Below are 20,227 nucleotides of genomic sequence, written 5' to 3'. Positions count from 1 at the left end.
GCTCAGCCCGCTAATGGCCGGGTCAGCCAGAGGTGGTCGGTCGAGGCGGCTGCGTACGGTCCGCTCGCCGCACCGGATTGCAGTACCAGATCGAATGCCTCGGCGCGGATGCGGCGGTCGGTGTAGAGCAGCACGATGACGCCGGCGTTGAACGGCGCCGTGATGATCTGGCCGATCGCCGATCCGATCGACGTGATCATGGTGCCCAGCAGCAGAAGTCCCGTGGACGGCATTCCGGCCAGCATCACCTGCCCGACGATGCTGAACGGTGCGCTGATCGCCCCGGAGACGACACCGGCCACGATGAACGTCAGCACCCGGATGCCCAGCACCCGCCAGAAGCCATTACGAAGCAGCGCAAAGGATCTGGTGATCGCATCGAGGACCGGCAGCCGCTCCAGCACGATCAGCACCGGCGCGAACAGCACGACCATGTACAGGTACATCATCAACGCGATCAGGGCCAAGAACATCGGGATACCGATCAGCACCGCCGCGGCCCCGTTGCCGATCGCCGCGATCAGCGCGATGATCACGGCGGCGAGCCCGAACAGTGCGGCCACGACGGCGAATTCCAGCAGCGCCAGGCCGAGCAACGGGAGCAGCCGCCCACGGATCTTGGCCCACGTCTCGCCGATCGTGATCGACGATCCGAACACCGCCCGCCCGACGATGACGGTGAGCATTCCGGACAGCAGCATGCTGCCCAGCCAGGTGACCAGCACGCCGACACCCATCGAGCCGAACCACGCGCCGACCACTCCCCAGTTCATTTCTGCCGATCGGTCGTCGGTGATCCCGCCGAACGCGGCAATGGGCCCCACGGTCGCGACCAGCGAAATGATCTGCATGACCACAACGACGATGGCGGTCAACCCCAGCGTGGCCTTCGGGTTGGTGCGGATGTAGCCGACCGCGCCGTTGAAGATGTCGCTGAGGCTCAGCGGGCGCAGCGGGATGATCCCGGGTTTGATGCCTCCCGGCGCCAGCTGGGGCGATCCGTAGCCGGGCGGCGCGCCGTAGCCGGGTGGTGGCCCGTAGCCGGTTGGGGGCCCGTAACCGGGAGGTGGGCCGTAACCGGGTGGTGGGGTGTAACCGGGTGGTGGGGTGTAGCCCGGTCCGTAGCCAGGCGGCCCGTAAGCGGGCTGTGCCCCGTACCCGGGCGGTGGACCGCTGCGCGCGGGCGGCCCCGGCGGAAAGGCGCCGGGTGTGGGCCCTGCAGGCGGCGGGCCGGCCGGATAGCCAGGCGGAAGCGAGCTCACCGTGTCCGGCAGCCGTCGTGGTTCGTCATGGGGTCCATCCTGTCGGCGGTCGGGGCTTTTCTCAATCTTGCCCAGTGTCCGGTCCCGCCACCGCTGGCCTGCACAGTCCGGGCGCGTAGCGTCTCTGGGCATGGCGGAACTCAAAGCCCGGCTTCGGGCGGACCTCACCGGGGCGATGAAGGCCCAGGATAAGTTGCGGACCGCGACCCTGCGCATGTTGCTGGCCGCTATCCAGACCGAGGAAGTCTCCGGCAAGGAGGCCAGGGAGCTTTCCGATGACGAAATCCTCAAGGTATTCGCCCGGGAATCCCGCAAGCGCGGTGAGGCTGCCGAGATCTACACCCAGAACGGCCGCGGCGAGCTGGCCGCTAACGAGCATGCCGAGGCCCGGATCATCGACGAGTATCTGCCCACGCCGCTCACCGAGGCGGAGATAGCCGATGTGGTCGACACCGCCATCGCCCAGGTTGCTGAGGCCATCGGCGAGCGCCCCAGCATGAAACAGATGGGACAGGTCATGAAGGCCGCGACCGCGATCGCGGCCGGCAAGGCAGACGGTTCCCGGCTGTCGGCGGCGGTCAAGGACCGGCTTTAACCGTCGTTTGCGTCCGTGGACCGGGGGTATCCGGTCGGGTATGACTAAGTTCGGCTACACCTTGATGACCGAGCAGAGCGGACCCAAAGACCTTGTCCGATACGCGGTTTCGGCCGAGCAGCGCGGGTTCGACTTTGAGGTCTGCAGCGATCACTTCTTCCCGTGGCTGACCTCACAGGGGCACGCACCCAACGCCTGGGCGGTGCTGGGCGCGGTGGCACACGCGACCGAGCGAGTCGACCTGTACACCTACGTGACCTGCCCGACGATGCGGTATCACCCCGCGGTCGTCGCTCAGCAGGCCGCCACCGTGCAGATTCTGGCCGACGGCCGGTTCACCCTCGGGTTGGGCAGCGGGGAGAACCTCAACGAGCACGTCGTCGGTAAGGGCTGGCCAACGGCCGAACGGCGCCAGGACATGCTTCGCGAAGCCATCAAAATCATTCGTGAGCTGTTCGGCGGCCGGCTGGTGAGCTGGCGCGGCGACTACTTTCAGGTGGATTCCGCGCGGCTCTGGGATCTGCCCGACGTTCCGGTCGGCATCGGTGTGGCGATGAGCGGCCTGAACAGTGTCGAGAAATTCGCCAAGCTCGCCGATCACCTGATCGCGGTGCAGCCGGACAAGGATCTGGTGGACTCCTGGCATGCCACTCGGCAGGCCGCCAATGGAGCCGAGGGCGGGCGGGTGGTCGGGCAGATTCCGGTGTGCTGGGACCCCGACCGCGACGCCGCGATCGCACGCGCACACGACCAGTTCCGGTGGTTCGGCGGTGGCTGGGCGGTCAACGCCGACTTGCCGACCCCGGCCGGTTTCGCCGGCGCGACCCAGTTCGTACGACCCGAAGACGTCGCAGATTCCATTCCGTGCGGGCCGGACCTGGACGCGATCGTGGACGCCGTGCGGCCGTACTGGGAAGCCGGTTTCACCGATATCGCGCTGATTCAGATCGGTGGGCCGACACAGGATCTATTTCTCAAAGAAGCGGCAGAACCTTTGCTGAACGCACTGCGCGAGGCGTCGTCTCAGACACGCGTTTGACGCGTTCCGGCAAGGGTATTCGGGCCGGCATCACGCAAGGGAGATACCGATGACCGATCCATCCGGTAAGACAACCACGGCGTTGGTGAACGGCCTCGGCGGAGCCAGTGTCGGCCTCGGGCTGAGCGAAATCGTGGCGCCCGGGAAAGTCGCCGCCCTCGCGGGGGTGGACGACACCAGGCTGGCACGCCGGGTCATCCGAGCGCTGGGTGTGCGCGAATGTGGCCATGGCGCAGCCCTGTTGGGAGGCCCCGACAGGTTGGTGTGGACCCGGGTCGCCGGTGATGTCCTGGACCTGGCGCTGCTGGTGGTGGGAGTGGCGCGCCGCGAACGCGGACACCGACGGCGCGGAACCATTGCCGGTGTGGCTCTTACCGGAATCGGAGCGTTGGACCTCTACACGGCGTTACGCACCACCCGCAACGGCGCAACCTACGCCGTCTAACCGTGAAGGAGAACACGATGGCAAACGAACTGCAAGGCAAGACGATCGCCATTCTGGCGGCCGACGGAGTGGAAAAGGTCGAACTCGAGCAGCCGCGCGCGGCCCTCAAGCAAGCGGGCGCGCACGTCGAGGTCCTCTCGCTGAAGGCCGGCGAAATCCAGGCGCGCGAACATGATCTCGAGCCCGCCGGACGATTCACGGTCGACCGTGCGGTGTCGGATGCCTCGGTGGAGGAGTTCGACGGACTGGTATTGCCGGGCGGCACCGTGAACCCCGACAAACTGCGCAACGACGCGACCGCGGTCTCGTTCGTTCGCGACTTCGTCGGATCGGGAAAGCCGGTTGCGGCCATCTGCCACGGGCCGTGGACGCTGGTCGAGGCCGGGGTGGCCGCCGGGCGAAAACTCACCTCTTACCCGAGTATTCGCACCGACTTGCGCAATGCGGGCGCGCAGGTGGTCGACGAGGAGGTCGTCGTCGACGGCAACCTGATCACCAGTCGTTCCCCGTCGGACCTGCCGGCATTCTGCTCCACGCTGATCAAGCAATTCGCGCACGCAGCAACGGGTTAGGCCTCGTCAGGCCGCTTTGGCGTTTCAACGCATTGTTTGTGGGAATTACCCACGAAATGCCGTGATCGCCACGGCGATCTTGCGAAAGGCCCGCCGTTGACGAGCACGTACCCCGTTACCGCCGACGTTCTAGTTGAGCCGACTGTGTATCAGCCACAAGCCGATTCCAGATTGCTGGTCCGCGCAATGCAATACAGCGGCCTGATTCCGGGTCGTCGGGTTCTGGATCTGTGTACCGGAAGCGGGTTCGCCGCGATCGCCGCGGCTGAAATGGGTTGCGCCAGTGTGACGGCGTTCGATATCTGCCCGCACGCGGTGAGTTCCACCCAGGGCAATGCGGGCGTCGCGGGCGTCGATATCGATGTCCGGGAAGGCTCGTGGATCGCCGCGCTGCGATGCGAACCGTTCGAGGTGGTGGTGGCCAACCCGCCCTACGTGCCGACCCCGCCGGAGGACGACATCGACATGGTCTCGCCGGGAGTGGGCCCGTCATGGGCGTGGAATGCCGGCCGGGACGGCCGGCGGGTGCTGGACCCGCTTTGCGCGGCGGCATCAGATTTGTTGTGCGACGGCGGATCCCTGCTCCTGGTCCAGTCGGCCCTGGCCGGCATCCACCGCTCGCTGGACTACCTGCGCTCTACCGGGTTGAACGCCGATGTCGTTGCCTCCGAACGCATTCCGTTCGGTCCGGTGCTAGCCCAGCGCGCCCGTTGGCTGGAGCAGATCGGTCTGGTGCCGCAGGGCTGCCGGGAGGAGGACCTGGTGGTGATCAGGGCGGACAAGCGATGACCGGCACGCGGGTACGTGTGGTCCCCAAGGGGCCCATCCTGTTACCGGGTCCGGTGCGTATCGAAGTCGACGACGGCCGGGTCGTCGAATCCGACCGGTTCATGGTGGCCATCTGCACCTGCGGGCGCAGTCGCGAATACCCGTTGTGCGACACCAGTCACCGCCGCTGCCGGCACGTCGAAGGCGTTGGCACCAGGCCGGATTGAGGCCTGATTGAGGCCTAGTTAAGCGGTCGCCGCAATGAGGTCTGGTCCTGCTTCCAGGACGTCAGGATTGTGTCGGCGAGGCGATCCTCCACGGCAGCGAGCGCCCGGATCCCGAAAACGATGTCGCGGTCCAGCTCCGGTTCGCGGGCGACCAGATCACCGACCACGTCGTAGCGCACCACTTGTTCATGCACGGCGTCAGCCTCGACGTGTTCGCGGTAGAACGCGACGCACGCCGGTGGTGCATCCATCCGCTCGAGCGCTTGAGCCATCCGCCGCGAGCCGGGCGACGACGTGATCTCCGTGGCGGCGAAATGTCCGATCGCCGCGCCACGCAGCCGACGATGCAGGCCGAACAGTGACATCAGGTTGACCACGGCAAGCGCTTCGGCGGGCACGGCGTCCAGGTACCCCAGATAGGTCGCGTCCAGATCCGCCGCCGCCATCAGGTCCGCGAAGAGCTGTTGGTGGACTCGGTGGCCCTGCCCGGCGCCGTACTCGTCGAATTCGATCGCCACGAATGCCGCCTTGGCGCCGCCCGTCAGTCGCGGGATGGCCCAGGCATGCGGATCGCCCTCCTTGAGGTGATACAGCGATCGGTGCACGAAGTACTCGCGCATCTGCTGCCAGGTCCCGGTGCCGCGCAAATAGTAGGACGGCCCGGTGCCGTTGACGGGCTCGACGGAAATCGCTTCCATCTCCGCCGTCGCGGTCCGGTCGGGTTCGATCGGGCCGACATCGCGACGCACACCCGCCAGGAAGGCACGCTCGAGTTCGCCGCGCAGTCGCAGCAGGTCGGGATTCCATTCCCAGGCGGGATCCACGCCCGCGAAACCCCGGTAGTGCAGCTCGTAGCACATGCACAGGGCCAGTTGCAGGTCGAGGCCGTACGGATCCGAATCGCCGACCGACGAACCGATCCGCGCGAGGTGGTCTACGGATGACGGCCCGGCCAGCGCCCGATGCACGGCCGTCGACAGTGGGCCGTGTGCCGCCGGCAGGGCGGGCTCGATGCTGATCGACGCGCGGGTCACGTCGTTGGACATACCACGGAAGGGGTCATGGCAAACGGTGCCCTTTCTAACGGCCGCCGGACCAGTCGTCGTCGCCGGCGGGTGCTGCGGGCAGCCGGAAGGTGATGTCCACGACCGTTCCGGTTGGGCTGCTGTCGATCTGCATCACGTCGCTGATGGCCCTCATCAGGATCAGGCCGCGACCGCTGTTGCCCGGGTTGATCGCCGGCGGTTTCCAGGAACCGCGGTCGGTGATGCGGGCACGGACCTGGCCGTCCACGGTCTCGACTTCGAGCAATGTTGACCCGCGGCCGTGTCCGCGGTAGGCGTGCTCGACGCAGTTGGTGCATCCCTCGTTGACGACCAGCACGATGTCGTCGACGAGTTCGTCGGGGACATCGGCGGCCCTGAGCCAGTCGGCCAGCCGATGCCGGATGCTGGCCAGTTCGTCTGCGATGGCGTGTGTTTCTATCCGCAGCGGTGCCTGCTGGTGCCGGTAGATCACCATCGCCACATCGTCGTCGTATCCGCCCGCCGGCGCCAACTCGCGCAGCACCGCATCGGCGACGGCGTCCAACGGCAACGTCCTTGTCTCCACCAAAACGTCTGCGGCGCGGGTTATTCCATCATCGAGCGCCTCGTGTTTGCGTTCCACCAATCCGTCGGTGAACACCATCAGCGTCGAGCCGGACGGCAGCCGCCGGGAGACTTGCGGGCGAGGTTCGTCTCGAAGGACCGCCAGTGGCACCGACCGGGCATCGGTGAGCACCGTGTTGCCCGAGGGTCCGGCGAGCACCGCGGGCATATGTCCGGCATTGCTGTACTCCAGGATGCCGGATTCGGTATCCAGGATCGCCAGAAAAACAGTGGTGCAGTACGCGTTCGGAATGAGCGAGGCCGCCAGGTCGAGTTGCTCGAGCACCACTGCGGGGCCGGCGCCGTTGATCAACAGCGCGCGCGCCGAACTGCGCAACTGACCCATGATGGCCGCGGCCGGCAGGCCTCGCCCCACGCAGTCGCCGACGACGAGGCCGATGCGATGATCACCGATCGAGAGCACGTCGTACCAGTCGCCGCCGATCTCCAGCGGCGGGACCGCGGGCTCGTAGCGCATCGCGAATCCCGGCGGCGACTCGATGGGCGGCAACATCGCGCGCTGCAACGTCAGCGAAGTCTCACGGGCACTTTCGAATTGGCGCACATGCTGCATGGCCAGACTGAGATGACCGATCAGCACCGTGACCAACAGCCGATCCTCCGCGCTGAGCCAGCGTGGTGCGCCGAGCTCCAGCCACAAGGCGAGGTCTCCGGTGCCGGAAAGCACCGCGACCAATCCCTGCGCCTTGCCCGGTTTATTGTTCCGCTCAACGGTTTTGGCTGTCAGAGGCAGCTGCTGGCGGGCATCCTGAAAGGTGTCACGCAACCAGGGATCCAGCCCGCGCCAGGATGTCACGGCGGGTTCGCCGGCCACCTGCACCGTCGGCTCGCCGTCGCCGCCCGGCCACGTCACGGCGATCACACGCTGGACGCCGATCGCCGTGCGGCATTCGTCGAGGGTGATCGCCAGCAATTCGGCCACGCTTTTTGCCACTGCCACGGCGGTGGCCAAGCGCAACACCGCACTCTCGCGAGCCGCGAATGCCCGTTCGGCGGTGACGTCGCGAATCGTGCCCACGTAGACCGCTTCGGCGGTGTCGGATTCTTTGACGGCATTGATGCTCACCATCACCCAGGCCAGGTGCCCGTCCCGATGCCGAATCGGTGTCTCGTACTGGGTGCCACCCTCGCTGCGGACCCGGGACTGGTGTTCTCGCGCGGTCTTCTTGTCGACCAGCCAGGGGTGCGGCCAGCGGTAGGGCAAGCCCTCGGTGGGGTAGCCGAGGATGTCGATGAAGGCATCGTTGATCTCGATGATCGAGCCCTCATGATCGGCGACGAAGAAGCCTTCCTGTAACGAATTCACAAGGGCGGTACGGAATTTGTCTCGGTCAGCGAGCCCGTCGGCTCGGGCCCGCTGCTCCGCGTAGCGCTTGGTGCCGTCCAGGAATCCGCGAGTCGCGACGTCGAGCGGCGCCAGGGTTTGCAGCAGGAATTCCAGCGCGACGGGTGCGTCGACTTGGATGTCCTCGGACATCTCCAGCACCAGCCGGACGTGGTTCTCGATGATGTCGAGCATGCTGATCTGTTCCTGCAACGCCCGGCGTCCTAGCTCGTGGGCAAGGGCCAGGATGTTGTCGTCGCGCTTGTCCACATAGCTGCGCAGCGCGGCGAGATATTGGTCGTGGAATTCCACTGCTTGGGTCATGTCGGCGCTCCCCGGTGACGCGCTGCGAGCACCATGGCGTCGTCGGTGTCCTTGGCGTGTTTAACCAGAATATGGTCGGCTATCGCCGTAGCCGAAGCGGCGAAGTCGATATGGTCCAGATGGTCCTCGGTGATGCCATCGCTGGCCAGCACGATCAAATCGCCCAGCCGAATCGAAACTACCTGAGCAGGCCTGATTTCCGGGATCCGGTAGCCGACGATGCCGGCGGCAAGGCGAGCCGTGGATCGAATACGAACGCCGGCCACCTCCTTGGAGACCAGGTTGGCGGTGACGTTTCCCACCCCGCTCCAGGTCAACGTCTGGGCCGCGAAATCCACCCGCGCCAACGTCATCGCCACTCCGCGGGTCCCGGCCAACACCCGGTGGCACAGCTGGATCAGGACTTCGAGCCGCTCCCTGGGAGCCCGCTGGACCGCGTCGACGGCGCGCATCGCGGCGCTGGCGGCAGCAGGCCCGTGACCGAGGCCGTCGACCACACCGAACAGAGCGGCATCATCACCGATGGCGACCGCGATTTTTCGGTCGCCGCTGCTGTGCTCGCCGGCCAAAGGGCGTCCCGCGTTCGCCCACTCGATCGGCCCTAGTCGACCGTTTTCACGCACGGCCGGGAACCCATTTCCACATTTCGATGACGGTTCCCTTGCCCAGCGCGGACTCCACAATCAACCGATCCATCAAACGGCGCGACCCCGGCAACCCCATGCCCAACCCGCGTCCGGTCGAATACCCGTCCTCCATCGCCCGCTCGATATCGGCGATGCCCGGGCCGTCGTCCTCGGCGCGAACCACCAGCGCCTGGCGGCCGTCGCGCTCGTCCACCGTGACCCGCACGGTGCCCCGCCCCGCGTAGCTGGTGATGTTTCGCGCGATTTCGGAGATCGCCGTGGCGATCATGGTGACATCGGTCAGCGAAAACCCGAGGTCTAACGCGAGCTGATGTCCTGCTTTGCGGGCTTCGACGATGTCGTCGGGGTTGTTGATGATGACGACGATGTCACACGCCACCGTCGCGCCCGATCGTCGGCTTTCCCGCTCCGCGTTGGCGATTCAACAGGGCAATGCCCTCCTCGAGATCCAACGCGGTGTTCATGTCGTCGAATGCCAGCCCCAGTTGAACCATGGCGAAGGCCACTTCTGGCTGCAGACCCACGATCACCGTGTCGGCGCCACGCAGCCTGGTCATGTGAGCGATAGTCCGCAGCGACCGGGCCGCGAACGAATCCATCACGTCGATCGCGGTGACGTCGACGATGATGCCCTGGGCGCGGAATTTGCTGACCCGCTCCATCAGGTCGTACCGAAGTCGTTCGGCGTCCGAGTCGGACAGTGCGGCCTGCACCGAGGCGATGAGGATCGAGCCCTGCTTCAGGATGGGTACTGGCATACGGCGCCCGTATCAGTTGTGCTCACCCGGTCAGCTCGCCGGTGCGCGTGACTTCGTAGCCGAGCAGGCGCTCGGCCTCTTCGATTCCACCCTGCAGGTCACCGACGGCATTCATCTTCGACAGATCCAGGCCGATCGTCACCAGCGTCAGGGCGATCTCCGAGGACAAACCGGTGATGATCACGCTGGCGCCCATCAGGCCTGATGCGTCGACCGTCTGCACCAGGTGGTTGGCCACCGTGGAGTCGATGGTCGGCACACCGGTGATGTCGATGACGACGACTTTCGCGCGGTTCGCGCGGATGGCTCGCAGCAACTGCTCGGTGACCTGGCGGGCGCGCTGGCTGTCCAGCACGCCGATGATCGGCAGAATCAGCAGCTGCTCGCGCACCTGCAGCACCGGGGTGGAGAGCTCGCGGATCGCCTCCTGCTGCTGGCGGATGATGCGCTCGCGCTCCTGCACGAAGGAGACGCCCACGGTGTTGGCGATGCGGTTGGCGGCCGGTTCATAGGCGTCGAGCACCCGGTTCAGCATCTCGAACTCGGTTTGATACTTCTCGAAGAGCGAGCGTGCCAGCACGTCACGCAGCAGCAGCACGATGCCGAGAACCTCGTCGGTTTCCACCCCTCGGGGGATGATGCGCTCGGACAGGTCGCGGGCGTAGGCCTGCAGCGCCTCGACGCTACCGGTTTCGAGCACCTCGACGTAGTTGTCGTAGACGGCGGTCGCCTCGGAGAAGAGTTCCTCGGGCGTCATCGCGGTAAGCAGTTCGGCCTCGGTTATTCTTCGGGCCCACTCCTCGCGCAGAACCGTGCGATTCTGTCGTAGGTGCTGCACTAGCTGGGGAAGCAGACCTTCGCTGGAGACACTTGCGATGGTGCCGGTGCTGCTGGAATCTGACATCTGGCCTCCCGTGTGCCGCGTCGCGCTCCGCAGTGCGCAGGTTCTATGGGGAGACTAGCCTGGTTTGACGCGGGGCAGGTGTTGAGGTCTTCTTCTTCTCGCAGTTCGCAAGGCAGGTTAGGCTTGCACCACACTTAAGGCCCAGACGAAGGATCGCCATTGTCAGCTCCTGATTCGATTACCACGTTGGTTGCGGACCACGATGGGGTGTCCGTGGTCAGTGTCAGCGGTGAAATCGATTTGGTCACCGCTCCGGCCCTGGAGCAAGCCATCGGTGCGGTCGTTGCGGAAGGGCCGACGGCGCTGATCATCGACCTGTCCGCGGTGGAGTTCCTCGGCTCGGTCGGGCTGAAGATCCTCGCGGCGACCTACGAGAAACTCGGCAAGTCGGCGGAGTTCGGGGTGGTCGCGCGGGGCCCGGCGACCCGGCGCCCGATCCACCTCACTGGTCTGGACAAGACGTTCCCCCTGTATCCGACGCTCGACGACGCGTTGACCGGCGTGCGAGACGGCAAACTCAACCACTGACGTTCGCCGCTATGGATGTCGACCACCCGGAAGACGACCAGCGGTGGGACCGCGTTAAGCGCGGTGAGACCGAAATCGAGCGGCTGGACCGCAACTGGAACAGCCTGTTGCAGGAACTGCGGGTGGTGCAGACCGGCGTGCAGTTGCTCACCGGCTTCCTGCTGACGCTTCCGTTTCAGCAGCGGTTCGACGTGCTCGATCAAAGGATGCGGATCGCCTATCTGGTGACGGTGGGATGTTCGGTGGGGGCGACGGTGCTGCTGATCGCCCCGGTCGGCATCCACCGGCTGTTGTTCCGGCGGCATCGCCTGCAGGTGCTGGTGAAGGCCGCGCACCGGTGCGCCTTCGCCGGGCTGGCGCTGCTGGGATTGGCGCTGACCGGGGTGACGGCCATCATCTTTGTCGCGGTGGCCGGAACGACCGCGGGAGTGATTGCCGGAGTGTGTGCGCTCACGCTGTTCACCTTCTTCTGGTGGGCGTTGCCGCTGGCGTTGCGCACCCGCGGCATGTAGATCAGCGGCTGCGCGCGAGCGCCGCGACGCGGGTGGAGTTCAAATGATCGAGAAGGTCCTGTGGGTCGTCGAAGATCGGTGCTGCGCCGGCCGCCTGCAGTTCGGCATCCGAGACACCACCGCTGAGCACGCCGATACACGGCACTCCCGCCGCCTTGGCGGCGTGCGCATCCCAGACGGCGTCGCCGACGAACACCGCTTGCTCGGCGGTGACCCCGGCCCGGTCCAGCGCCACCTGCACGATGCCCGGCTCGGGTTTGGCGGTGTCGACGTCGTGGGATGACGTCGTCGCTGAAATCACGTCGTCGCAGTCGAGCACCTTGCGCAGCGTCTCGAGTTCGTCCTCGGGCGCCGAGCTGGCCAATACCACCTGCAGGCCCAGCTCGGCGACCCGGTGCAGCAGTTCTCGTGCACCGGGCAGTGGTGCGAGCAGACCGGAGATCTCGCGGTAGTAGCGGCTGTGCCCATCGCTGAGCCGCTCTTGCACGTCCGCCGGGGCATCGCCGGACAGGCTTCGCACCAGCGTCGAGCCGTCCATGCCGATGCCCCGGTGGATCTTCCACGCCGCGACCGCGAGGCCCTCGGCGTCGAAGGCGCGTTGCCACGCATAGACGTGCAGATAGGCGGAATCGACCAGGGTTCCGTCCACGTCGAATAGGACAGCGGGAGCATTCATCGCTGCGGCATACCCACCTGGGGGCCGCCTGACACGGTCGTTTAGCCGCCCGGAACATGCGGGCGCGGTGCTCTGGGCGTCCAACTTTGAACCGTATGCGTGGACTCGACGTGAATGGTGATAGTCCACAACGTGTTTCGTGAGGAGTTGGGATGGACCACCCGGCTGACCATGCCCGCACCACGCGCCCCCACCGAGCAGCCGATCGCGTTCGCTCGACCGGGTGCTCACACCGAACTGCCGTTCAGGCAATTTTCTTAGATTAGCCACAGTGTGGGGCGCCGGGAAATGGGGTAACGACTGTGCCACGGGGGAGTACATCGGACGTGCGTCATCCCGCCACTTTGCAGGAAAGGGTAAGCCCATGAAGACCGCAAGCGATTACGACGCACGTCGCGTGACCGACACCGACGGCCAGGAATCCGAGCTGCGCCAACTGGATCCGAGCTTGTCGGGATCGTCGACGGCAGTTGTCGACGAGGACCCCAACGACGTGCATTTCTTCGAGCTGCCCGGCGCGGATCTGTCCGGTGAGGAACTCGCCGTCACGGTTATCCCGCAGCGGTCCGACGAATTCACCTGCTCGAGTTGCTTCCTGGTTCAGCACCGGCACCGGATGATCCTGTCTATCTCGGGGCGGCCCATTTGCACCGATTGTGCCTAGTGCGTCGGGAATTACAATCGAAGGATGCACGGCGTTCTAGTTTTTGACGGCCGGTGCGGGGTGTGCACCCGCGCGGTCAACGCGCTGCGTCGGTGGGACCGGACGGGGATGCTGCGCGTCGAACCGATGCAGACGCCCGGGATGGCCGACCGACTCGGCGTCACCGACGACCGAATGCTCGAATCCGCCTGGTGGGTGGATTCTTCCGGCGTCGTCCTGGCCGGGGCGCACGCAATGAACGCGGCCCTGTCGGCGGCGCTGGGTACGCACATCCCGCTATGGATCTACCGGATCCCCGGCGTCGGGGCCGTGCAGAACGGCATCTACCGGTGGGTTTCGTCGCACCGCTACCGTTTCCGCGGTGCGACGCCGCTGTGCGAGGCCGAGCCCGAGCGTTGCGCGTAGTCGCCATCGCCTGGTTGTCGAGTGCATGAAATGTGTTCTGCGGGTTGGCTTTCCGATCAACTACGGCGAGTAGCCTAACTCTGTGCCCACTCGCGCCCGCAGGCGCGGCACTGGCGAATGGCCGTCGACCATTCCGGCTCACCCTCGACGGGCTGGCGAACCAGATGGGTGGACTCGTCGCCGCAGCCGGGGCAGGTACAGACCGCGAGGTACGGCTCGACGGGTTGCGCGTTCATCAGGTACAGGTTCTCCGCCCGTGAGAACGGCACGATCGCCAGGCGCTCCGGGCGGGGGCCGGCTTTCGGAGTGTCGAACCACAACAGGCCACAGACCACCATGGCCACGGCGCCGAAGATGGCCACGATGACCAGGGGGATGTTCCATGGCCAATTCGGCGGGATCGGCGTGAGTGCGAGAACCAGCATGACGGCGGAGATCAGAAAGCTGATGATCGTGCCCGGCCTGGCGAATCGGTAGCCGCCAACCTGCAGCGCCTCCCAGACGTCGAGCTCCTGCTGCCGTTGGGCGATCTCTAAAAGAGTTGGGTGGTAAGGAAATTCGTCCCTCGACCCGGAGGCGGGCAGGTTGGCGCCGCGCGGACTCGTCTCGCGCAGCTCCGGGATCGGCCTGACCGCCGCCATGCGCGCCAAGTTTAATGCGGGGTTCCCGCCGAGGCGAGGTGACGATTGCTGACCCGGCCGTCGGCCACGCCTGCGCGAGCCGGTCGTGGCGCGCCGGAGTTAGCCGGAACGCTGAACGCGGCGCTGGCAGCGCAACGCCCGTAGCAAATGCCGTAAATATCGTGGCATGGACGGTCGGAGAGGTTACGGCGAGAACCTAACAGCTGATACAGGCCATATTCCAATAATTCCTCAGCGATGACTCAGCGACGAATCTGTAGCCTCGGGCACTGTGAGCAACACCCGGGGACTGCTCATTAACGACGATTCTCACTCGCCGCGGGGCCGGATCGATTTGCGAGATCCGCTCGGCGGTCGGCAGAAAGACTCATGTGAAGCATCCGCCGACGCTGCGGTACCGCACGCGCCGCGGCACCTAGTACGGAGACCACCGATGAAACCCGATATCCAGTCCGACCGACGCGGCGCGGCCTATCAAGGCGCCGCCGCGGCCTGTTAGCGCCGAGGAGCAACCATGCTGGATTTTGCGGCGTTACCGCCGGAAGTCAATTCGACCAGAATGTATTGCGGCCCCGGATCGGGGCCATTGCTGGCGGCCGCCTCCGCCTGGTACGCGCTGGCAGCCGAAATGCGTTTGGCAGCAACAGCCTACGGTTCGGTGATCGGGGACCTGATCAGCGCAGGCTGGTACGGTCCGTCATCGACGTCGATGTTCGCCGCAGCCGCGCCCTATATAGCGTGGCTCAACAGCACCGCCGCGCAGGCCGAGCAGACCGGCATGCACGCCAACGCGGCCGCGACCACTTTCGAGGCCGCGTTCGCGATGACCGTGCCCCCGCCGGTCGTAGCGGCTAACCGCACGCTGCTGGCAAACCTGTTGGCTACCAACATCGTCGGTCAGAACACGCCGGCGATCGCGGCCACCGAAGCCCAGTACGCCGAAATGTGGGCCCAGGATGCCGGGGCGATGAATGGCTACGCGACGGCATCGAATTCGGCGGCCCAGCTGACGCCGTTCGCCTCGCCGCAGACGAACACCGCCCCCGACGCGGCGGCCGGACAGAATGAGGCCGTCTCCCAAGCGGTCAACACGGCGGCCGGGAATGCTCTTGCTGGCGCGGCGCCCCAAGGATCCTTGACCGATTACCTGACCGGTCTGTTGGACGGGTCGAACAACAGCGCGCTCGGAAGCTTTCTGGGAAGCACCTTTTTCAGCAACTCGGTCGTCACCGGTTCGCTTGGCGGCGGTCCGTTCAACCCGCAGACCATCCTGGCATCGGCGGTGGGGGTGGGGGCCATGGGGTCGAGCGCCACGATCATGTCGGGTCTGGAGGAGGTCGGCTTCGGCGCGGAGGGGGCCGGGACTGCCGCGCTGGCATCCAACAGCGTCCCGTTGGGCGGCTTGTCCGGAGCATCGGCCGGGGTCGGCAACGCGCATCTGGTCGGGTCGATGTCGGTGCCCCAGAGCTGGGTCTCCGCTGCCAACATCACCTCCGCTCAAGCGGCGGCGCCGGTCACGGGGCTGAGTGACATCGGGTCGTCCGCGGCGGGCGGGCCGGGCGGCGTCGCCGGACAGCTGGCCGGCAACGGCCGCAGGTTACGCCGCTCCATCCCCAGGTACGGGATTCGTCCCGTCGTCATCCCGCGTCCGCCGGCCGCCGGTTAAGAGACTTCAGGAGAAATGTCATGCTGAATTTCGGGGCGTTACCGCCGGAAGTCAACTCGGCGAAGATGTACGCCGGCCCCGGGGCGGGATCGATGCTCGCGGCCGCGGCGGCATGGAACGCGACGGCCGCTGAATTACGTTCCGCAGCAATCAGTTACGATGCGGTCATCGCATCGCTGGTCAGTGAGGGCTGGCTGGGGCCGGCGTCGGAGAAGATGGCGGCCGCGGTCCAACCCTATGTCGAGTGGATGATCGCCACCGCCGCGCAGGCCGAGCAGGCCGGCGCTCAGGCCAACGCGGCCGCCGCCGCCTATGAGGCGGCGTTCGCCGCGACGGTGCCACCGCCTGTCGTCGCGTCCAATCGCACACTGCAAGCAAACCTGTTGGCACGCAACATCTTCGGACAGAACACTGGGGCGATCGCGGCGACCGAAGCCCAATACGGCGAGATGTGGGCACAGGATGCCTCAGCAATGACCAGCTACGCCAGCGCGTCGCGCGCGGCCAGTGAGATGACGCCGTTCAGCCAACCGCAGTCCGACACCACCGCGGCCGCGACGGCCCTGCAGGCCGACGCGGTCAACAATGCCCTGGCGGCTCCGGCGGCGACTCAGGCAACCAATATCTGGGATTGGCTTGGCTTTTCGCCCAATTCGAATACGCCCACCGAGGGCCTGGCCGGCATCATGAACCTTGTCAGCAACTCCAACCAGAACCTGCTCGGGGCTTTCCTCAACAACCCCTCTGTCTCGGGCCTGTCGAACGCCTTCACCACCAACGGGATCCTGAATCCGACGGCATTCATCGATTCGGCGGTGACGATCAACGGCCTGGGCGCGGTGGGCGCAACCACGTCGGGGCTGGAGGATCTGGCGGCCGGCCTTGGCGGCGCCGCTGCTGTGTCATCGACCACGAGTCTGCCCGGCGCGGCGGCATCGGCGGCCCTGGGCGAGGCCAACCTGGTGGGAGCCCTGTCGACTCCGCCGAGTTGGTCCGGCGCCGGGGCGACGGTCAGCGCGGTTGCCACCACGACCCGGATCGGGGCGGGGGCCTACCAGGGCTTTGGCGCCGCCACCCCAATGGTGATGGAAGAGGTCGGGGCCGTTGGTATGCCCGGAGTGCCACTGGCCGGCATTCCCGGTCCACCCGAAGACGAATTCTCCGACCCCATCTATGGGTTTCGCCCCCGCGTCATCGGGCGCCCACCGGCCGCGGGTTAGGGGATCGATGAAAGCCTTCCCGCTCCTGGCAAGCGTCGTCGCCGTGGTCGGCCTGGCCGCACCCGCCCACGCCGATGCCACCGACGATGCGTTTCTCGCCGCGCTCATTAACGCGGGCATCACCTATCCGAGCCCGGACCGCGCGATCAAGGCGGGCCAAAAGGTCTGCGACTTGGCCAATTCCGGGACCTCGCAGCTCGATATCGTCCGCGACATCAAAGATCTCAACCCGGCCTTCACCATGGCCAAAGCCGCTCGGTTCGCCCACGCCGCGGCTAGTGCTTACTGCCCGGAACTCCTCGGCAGCGGCGGCGGAACCTAATCAGCCGTCAGGTCCGGCTCCGCCTGCACCGATTCCACGCCGGGATGCCGGCCCGGCCGCTGCGGCAGCACGATGATCAGGACGATGATGACGACGGCGAGAACCGCGGAAGCCAGTGGGCGGCTCAGGTTCAGGCCGCCGTGGTCGACGGGCTTGTCGAGGAAATCGCCGACCGTTGCGCCGAGCGGCCGGGTCAGGATGAAAGCGACCCAGAACAGGGTGACGCGCGAGATGCTCGTCCAGAAATACAGGCCCGCGACCACGAGCAACGCTACGCCGAACACCAGCGCACCGCCCTCGTACCCGAGGCCCCCATCGTCGGCGAGCCAATCGCCGAGGGCGGTGCCCAGGGTCTGGGAAAAGGTGATGGTGGCCCAGTAGAAGGCCTCGACTTTCGGCGTCGAGACGGTGTTCACCGATACCGTTCCCTGCGACCAGTGCCACAGCCCCAGGGTGGCCAGCAAGAGAATTAGCAGTAGGAGCGAGCCGCCGGCGTAGCCGATCCCGAGCGAGCGGTCGGCGAAGTCAGCCAGCACGGTGCCGAATGTCGTCGAGGCCACGATCGTGAGCCAGTAAAGGACCGCGTGAAAGCGCTTGGCCAGAATCTGTGCGACCACCAGCGCGATCAGCGTGCCGCCGAACAGGGCCACGCCCGCCAGATATCCCCAGTCCAGCGTCATCGTGACGGTATCGCCACCCGTCTCGCCCAGCGTCGTCGCCAGCACCTTGATGACCCAAAAGCCAAGGGTCACCGCTGGTACCTTGCTCAACGCATGCTTCGTCATCTCGCTCATGGGTGATCACCTGTCGATGTGCGGACCGTCTGTCTTCATACTTGCCGAGTCGAGTTGAGAGGACGCTGAGAGAACGTACTAAGCGCTCTCTCAGCGTTCCCGTGCCACCGTGGCCTTGACGAACAGGCGCAAGATGATTGCCAGGGGTCTACCGGACTCGCGCCGCTGAAGAAGGAGTCGTGCGGGTGAAGGTGCTGGTCGTCGAGGACGAGCCACGGCTGGCGGCGACGCTGACGATGGGCTTGCGCGCCGAGGGTTGTGTGGTGACGACCGCCGACAACGGTAACGACGGGTTGTGGGAAGCCACCGAGCACCGTTTCGACGCCATCATTTTGGACATCATGCTGCCCGGGCTCAGCGGCTACGAGGTGGTGCGCCGCATGCGCGCCGCCCAGGTATGGACACCGGTGTTGATGCTGTCCGCTAAAGACGGTGACTACGAGCAGGCGGACGCGTTCGACCTGGGTGCCGATGACTATCTGACCAAACCGTTCTCGTTCATCGTGCTGGTCGCGCGGCTGCGGGCATTGGTCCGTCGCGGCGCCCCGCACCGCCCGGTGGTGTTGACCGCCGGCACGTTGTCGCTGGACCCGGCGCGTCGCATCGTGCGGCGCAACGAAGACACGATCGCGCTGACACCGCGCGAGTACGGGCTGCTGCACTACCTGATGCGCAACAAGGGCACCGTGGTGAGCAAGACCGACATCCTGCACAACGTCTGGGATCCGCACTTCTCCGGTGACGACAACCTCGTCGAGGTCTATGTCTTCTATGTGCGACGCAAGATCGATCTCCCGTTCGGTACCAACACAATTGCGACGGTGCGTGGGGTCGGCTACCGACTGGAGGCCGGCGACGACGCCGGCGTCGCGGTGACCAGCGGCAGCTGAACGACCACCGCGGTGCCGGCACCGGCGCGGTCGTCGATGTGCACGCTACCGCCGTGCGCGGCAACGATTTCGAACACGATAGCCAGTCCCAGTCCGGTGCCGCCGCCGCTGCGGGAGCGATCGTTGTCGAGGCGGACGAACCGCTCGAACACCCGTCGCCGGTCGGCCGGTGCGATCCCGGGACCGTCATCGGCCACGGTCAGCCAGGCTCGACCGTCATCGGGGCGCACCGTCACCTCCACCCGCGATGTCGCATGGCGCGCCGCGTTGTCGAAAAGGTTGCGCAGCACGCGCGCCAGGGCGCTCGCGTCGCCGACCAGCCGAGTCGGAGCGAGTTCGGCATGCACGTCCAGCGTTGTCTCGCGCCGCAGCCGGGTGACCTCGGCGAGGGCCAGGTCGTCGAGGTCGGTGTCGGTGCGGCGCAGCGCCAGCCCGCGTTCGTCGGCGCGGGCCAGCAGCAGCAGGTCCTCCACCAGCGCCTGCATCCGATGCGCTTCCGGCAGCAGCGTGTCCGCGGCGAGCCGATCGTCGAGCAGCTCGGGGTGGGCGACGCCGACCTCAAGTGCCGAGATCACCGTGGACAGCGGGCTGCGCAGTTCATGGGAGGCATCGGCGATGAACCGGCGCTGGACGGCTTGGCTGGATTGAAGCCGGGACAGCATCTCGTTCATTGTCGTTGCCAGCGTGAAGATCTCGTCGCGTTGCGGTGGTACCGGCACCCGCTCGGAGAGGTCGGAGGCGCTGATATCGGCAACCTGGGAGCGAATCGCTTCCACCGAACGCAGCGACCGTCGCACCAGAATGTAGGTGGCTACGCCCGCCGCCGCGATGACCAACGGCGCGGCCGCGGCCAGCCCGATCGCCACGGTGGAAACGGTGGCTTCCACGTCGTCAGTGCCGGCCCCGACGAGTACGACGTACCGTCCCGTCGGCGTCTCGAGTGACTGCGCGGCCACCCGGACGTCGTGCATCCGCACTGCGGCGCCGGTGATTCCGATCCGCGGGGTGCTTCCGATCGCGTTGAGCATCATCATCGGCGGCTCGGGGGTGGAACTCGACGAAGCCACCGAATGCCCTGCGCCGTCGAAGATTTGGACGGCGACGATGCGTTGGTCGGTGGCCAGCAGGGGTGGGTCGAGGTCGGGTGTGGTTTCGGATTGCAGGGTCTTGACGATGTCGCGCAGCCGACTCGCCGCGGCGTCGTCAGCGGCCGAGATCAGCGCGAAGTACAACACCAACAGCAGGATCGCGCCGGCCATGATGAGAGCCACCAGGATGACCGTCGCCGACACCAACGCCGAGCGCGCCGAGATGCTCCACGCGCGCGGGTGTAGCAGTGTCGGCGTTCGGCCTGAATGTGCCATCAGCACGGAC

General features: G+C 66.3%; 25 protein-coding genes. 14 read left to right on the top strand and 11 right to left on the bottom strand.

All coding sequences use genetic code 11. The features are described 5' to 3' along the window. Positions 1-2: 2 nt before the first annotated feature. Positions 3-1,394 carry a DUF7847 domain-containing protein gene (locus MAAFP003_RS25660; RefSeq protein WP_423790943.1) on the bottom strand — a complete coding sequence of 464 codons (1,392 nt, stop codon included), beginning with the start codon at positions 1,392-1,394 and terminating at the stop codon, positions 3-5. Between MAAFP003_RS25660 and MAAFP003_RS25655 the strand changes: the two genes are divergently transcribed. The 6 genes from MAAFP003_RS25655 (at position 1,393) to MAAFP003_RS25630 (ending at position 4,908) form a co-directional block, all read left to right on the top strand. Further along, the gene (locus MAAFP003_RS25655) at positions 1,393-1,857 is read left to right on the top strand and encodes a GatB/YqeY domain-containing protein (protein WP_096290420.1); all 465 of its coding nucleotides are present in this window, start codon (positions 1,393-1,395) and stop codon (positions 1,855-1,857) included. The genes MAAFP003_RS25660 and MAAFP003_RS25655 overlap by 2 nt on opposite strands. Positions 1,858-1,897: 40 nt before the next feature. Continuing rightward, on the top strand, positions 1,898-2,896 hold the full coding sequence (locus tag MAAFP003_RS25650) for an LLM class F420-dependent oxidoreductase (protein WP_096290419.1): 999 nt from the start codon (positions 1,898-1,900) through the stop codon (positions 2,894-2,896). A gap of 49 nt (positions 2,897-2,945) precedes the next feature. Further along, positions 2,946-3,341 (top strand): malate dehydrogenase, encoded by a 396-nt coding sequence (locus tag MAAFP003_RS25645; protein ID WP_096290418.1) that lies wholly within the window; start codon positions 2,946-2,948, stop codon positions 3,339-3,341. 17 nt (positions 3,342-3,358) lie between these two features. Further along, on the top strand, positions 3,359-3,913 hold the full coding sequence (locus MAAFP003_RS25640; protein WP_096291420.1) for a type 1 glutamine amidotransferase domain-containing protein: 555 nt from the start codon (positions 3,359-3,361) through the stop codon (positions 3,911-3,913). Between the two features lie 96 nt (positions 3,914-4,009). Further along, entirely contained in the window at positions 4,010-4,702 is a 693-nt protein-coding gene (locus MAAFP003_RS25635; RefSeq protein ID WP_096290417.1) for a HemK2/MTQ2 family protein methyltransferase, read from the top strand. Next, positions 4,699-4,908 carry a CDGSH iron-sulfur domain-containing protein gene (locus tag MAAFP003_RS25630; protein ID WP_096290416.1) on the top strand — a complete coding sequence of 70 codons (210 nt, stop codon included), beginning with the start codon at positions 4,699-4,701 and terminating at the stop codon, positions 4,906-4,908. Before MAAFP003_RS25635 ends, MAAFP003_RS25630 begins: the two co-directional genes overlap by 4 nt. Before the next feature lie 14 nt (positions 4,909-4,922). Here the strand turns inward: MAAFP003_RS25630 and MAAFP003_RS25625 are convergent, their stop codons facing one another. From MAAFP003_RS25625 to MAAFP003_RS25600, 6 genes are read right to left on the bottom strand one after another with little or no spacing between them, the layout of a single operon-like run. Then, positions 4,923-5,942, bottom strand: a complete 1,020-nt coding sequence (locus MAAFP003_RS25625; protein WP_096291419.1) for an iron-containing redox enzyme family protein — start codon at positions 5,940-5,942, stop codon at positions 4,923-4,925. A gap of 46 nt (positions 5,943-5,988) precedes the next feature. Further along, the gene (locus MAAFP003_RS25620) at positions 5,989-8,226 is read right to left on the bottom strand and encodes a SpoIIE family protein phosphatase (RefSeq protein ID WP_096290415.1); all 2,238 of its coding nucleotides are present in this window, start codon (positions 8,224-8,226) and stop codon (positions 5,989-5,991) included. Further along, positions 8,223-8,849: a SpoIIE family protein phosphatase gene (locus MAAFP003_RS25615; RefSeq protein ID WP_096290414.1), complete on the bottom strand. Its 627-nt coding sequence runs from the start codon at positions 8,847-8,849 to the stop codon at positions 8,223-8,225. The genes MAAFP003_RS25620 and MAAFP003_RS25615 overlap by 4 nt, the downstream gene beginning before the upstream one ends. Beyond that, positions 8,842-9,252, bottom strand: coding sequence for an anti-sigma regulatory factor (locus MAAFP003_RS25610; protein WP_096290413.1), 411 nt, complete (start codon positions 9,250-9,252; stop codon positions 8,842-8,844). Before MAAFP003_RS25610 ends, MAAFP003_RS25615 begins: the two co-directional genes overlap by 8 nt. Continuing rightward, on the bottom strand, positions 9,242-9,631 hold the full coding sequence (locus tag MAAFP003_RS25605) for an STAS domain-containing protein (protein ID WP_096290412.1): 390 nt from the start codon (positions 9,629-9,631) through the stop codon (positions 9,242-9,244). The genes MAAFP003_RS25610 and MAAFP003_RS25605 overlap by 11 nt, the downstream gene beginning before the upstream one ends. A 22-nt stretch (positions 9,632-9,653) precedes the next feature. Beyond that, complete coding sequence (locus tag MAAFP003_RS25600) at positions 9,654-10,535, bottom strand: STAS domain-containing protein (RefSeq protein WP_096290411.1); 882 nt, start codon at positions 10,533-10,535, stop codon at positions 9,654-9,656. Positions 10,536-10,694: 159 nt separating this feature from the next. On the opposite strand from MAAFP003_RS25600, the gene MAAFP003_RS25595 reads away from it, so the two are divergent. Then, positions 10,695-11,063, top strand: a complete 369-nt coding sequence (locus MAAFP003_RS25595; RefSeq protein WP_096290410.1) for an STAS domain-containing protein — start codon at positions 10,695-10,697, stop codon at positions 11,061-11,063. 11 nt (positions 11,064-11,074) lie between these two features. Then, on the top strand, positions 11,075-11,575 hold the full coding sequence (locus MAAFP003_RS25590) for a DUF6328 family protein (RefSeq protein ID WP_096290409.1): 501 nt from the start codon (positions 11,075-11,077) through the stop codon (positions 11,573-11,575). Between the two features lies 1 nt (position 11,576). Here MAAFP003_RS25590 and MAAFP003_RS25585 read toward each other — a convergent pair whose 3' ends face one another. Then, positions 11,577-12,251 (bottom strand): HAD family hydrolase, encoded by a 675-nt coding sequence (locus tag MAAFP003_RS25585; protein WP_096290408.1) that lies wholly within the window; start codon positions 12,249-12,251, stop codon positions 11,577-11,579. Positions 12,252-12,615: 364 nt separating this feature from the next. Between MAAFP003_RS25585 and MAAFP003_RS25580 the strand changes: the two genes are divergently transcribed. Next, on the top strand, positions 12,616-12,915 hold the full coding sequence (locus MAAFP003_RS25580) for a DUF4193 domain-containing protein (protein WP_096290407.1): 300 nt from the start codon (positions 12,616-12,618) through the stop codon (positions 12,913-12,915). Between the two features lie 24 nt (positions 12,916-12,939). Next, on the top strand, positions 12,940-13,320 hold the full coding sequence (locus MAAFP003_RS25575) for a thiol-disulfide oxidoreductase DCC family protein (RefSeq protein WP_096290406.1): 381 nt from the start codon (positions 12,940-12,942) through the stop codon (positions 13,318-13,320). A gap of 74 nt (positions 13,321-13,394) precedes the next feature. Here MAAFP003_RS25575 and MAAFP003_RS25570 read toward each other — a convergent pair whose 3' ends face one another. After that, positions 13,395-13,961 carry a hypothetical protein gene (locus MAAFP003_RS25570; RefSeq protein WP_096290405.1) on the bottom strand — a complete coding sequence of 189 codons (567 nt, stop codon included), beginning with the start codon at positions 13,959-13,961 and terminating at the stop codon, positions 13,395-13,397. A 514-nt stretch (positions 13,962-14,475) separates the two neighbouring features. Between MAAFP003_RS25570 and MAAFP003_RS25565 the strand changes: the two genes are divergently transcribed. Genes MAAFP003_RS25565 through MAAFP003_RS25555 form a run of 3 tightly spaced genes read left to right on the top strand, consistent with a single transcriptional unit; the run spans position 14,476 to position 17,169 of the window. After that, positions 14,476-15,627: a PPE family protein gene (locus MAAFP003_RS25565; RefSeq protein WP_096290404.1), complete on the top strand. Its 1,152-nt coding sequence runs from the start codon at positions 14,476-14,478 to the stop codon at positions 15,625-15,627. Between the two features lie 20 nt (positions 15,628-15,647). Continuing rightward, positions 15,648-16,847 (top strand): PPE family protein, encoded by a 1,200-nt coding sequence (locus MAAFP003_RS25560; RefSeq protein WP_103175428.1) that lies wholly within the window; start codon positions 15,648-15,650, stop codon positions 16,845-16,847. Positions 16,848-16,854: 7 nt separating this feature from the next. Beyond that, positions 16,855-17,169, top strand: a complete 315-nt coding sequence (locus tag MAAFP003_RS25555; protein ID WP_096290403.1) for a DUF732 domain-containing protein — start codon at positions 16,855-16,857, stop codon at positions 17,167-17,169. On the opposite strand, the gene MAAFP003_RS25550 is transcribed toward MAAFP003_RS25555, so the two are convergent. Then, positions 17,166-17,963 carry a COG4705 family protein gene (locus tag MAAFP003_RS25550; RefSeq protein WP_096290402.1) on the bottom strand — a complete coding sequence of 266 codons (798 nt, stop codon included), beginning with the start codon at positions 17,961-17,963 and terminating at the stop codon, positions 17,166-17,168. The genes MAAFP003_RS25555 and MAAFP003_RS25550 overlap by 4 nt on opposite strands. 185 nt (positions 17,964-18,148) lie before the next feature. On the opposite strand from MAAFP003_RS25550, the gene MAAFP003_RS25545 reads away from it, so the two are divergent. Continuing rightward, a complete protein-coding gene (locus tag MAAFP003_RS25545; protein ID WP_096290401.1) occupies positions 18,149-18,853 on the top strand; it encodes a response regulator transcription factor in 705 nt (234 codons plus the stop codon). On the opposite strand, the gene MAAFP003_RS25540 is transcribed toward MAAFP003_RS25545, so the two are convergent. Then, positions 18,799-20,217 (bottom strand): sensor histidine kinase, encoded by a 1,419-nt coding sequence (locus tag MAAFP003_RS25540; RefSeq protein WP_096291417.1) that lies wholly within the window; start codon positions 20,215-20,217, stop codon positions 18,799-18,801. The two genes, MAAFP003_RS25545 and MAAFP003_RS25540, sit on opposite strands and share 55 nt — an antisense overlap. Between the last annotated feature and the right edge of the window lie 10 nt (positions 20,218-20,227).

This window comes from Mycobacterium ahvazicum (genome assembly GCF_900176255.2).
Classification (GTDB): Bacteria; Actinomycetota; Actinomycetes; order Mycobacteriales; family Mycobacteriaceae; genus Mycobacterium; species Mycobacterium ahvazicum.
Note: the sequence above shows the minus strand (reverse complement) of the source record. Positions and strands in the feature narration are given on the sequence as shown.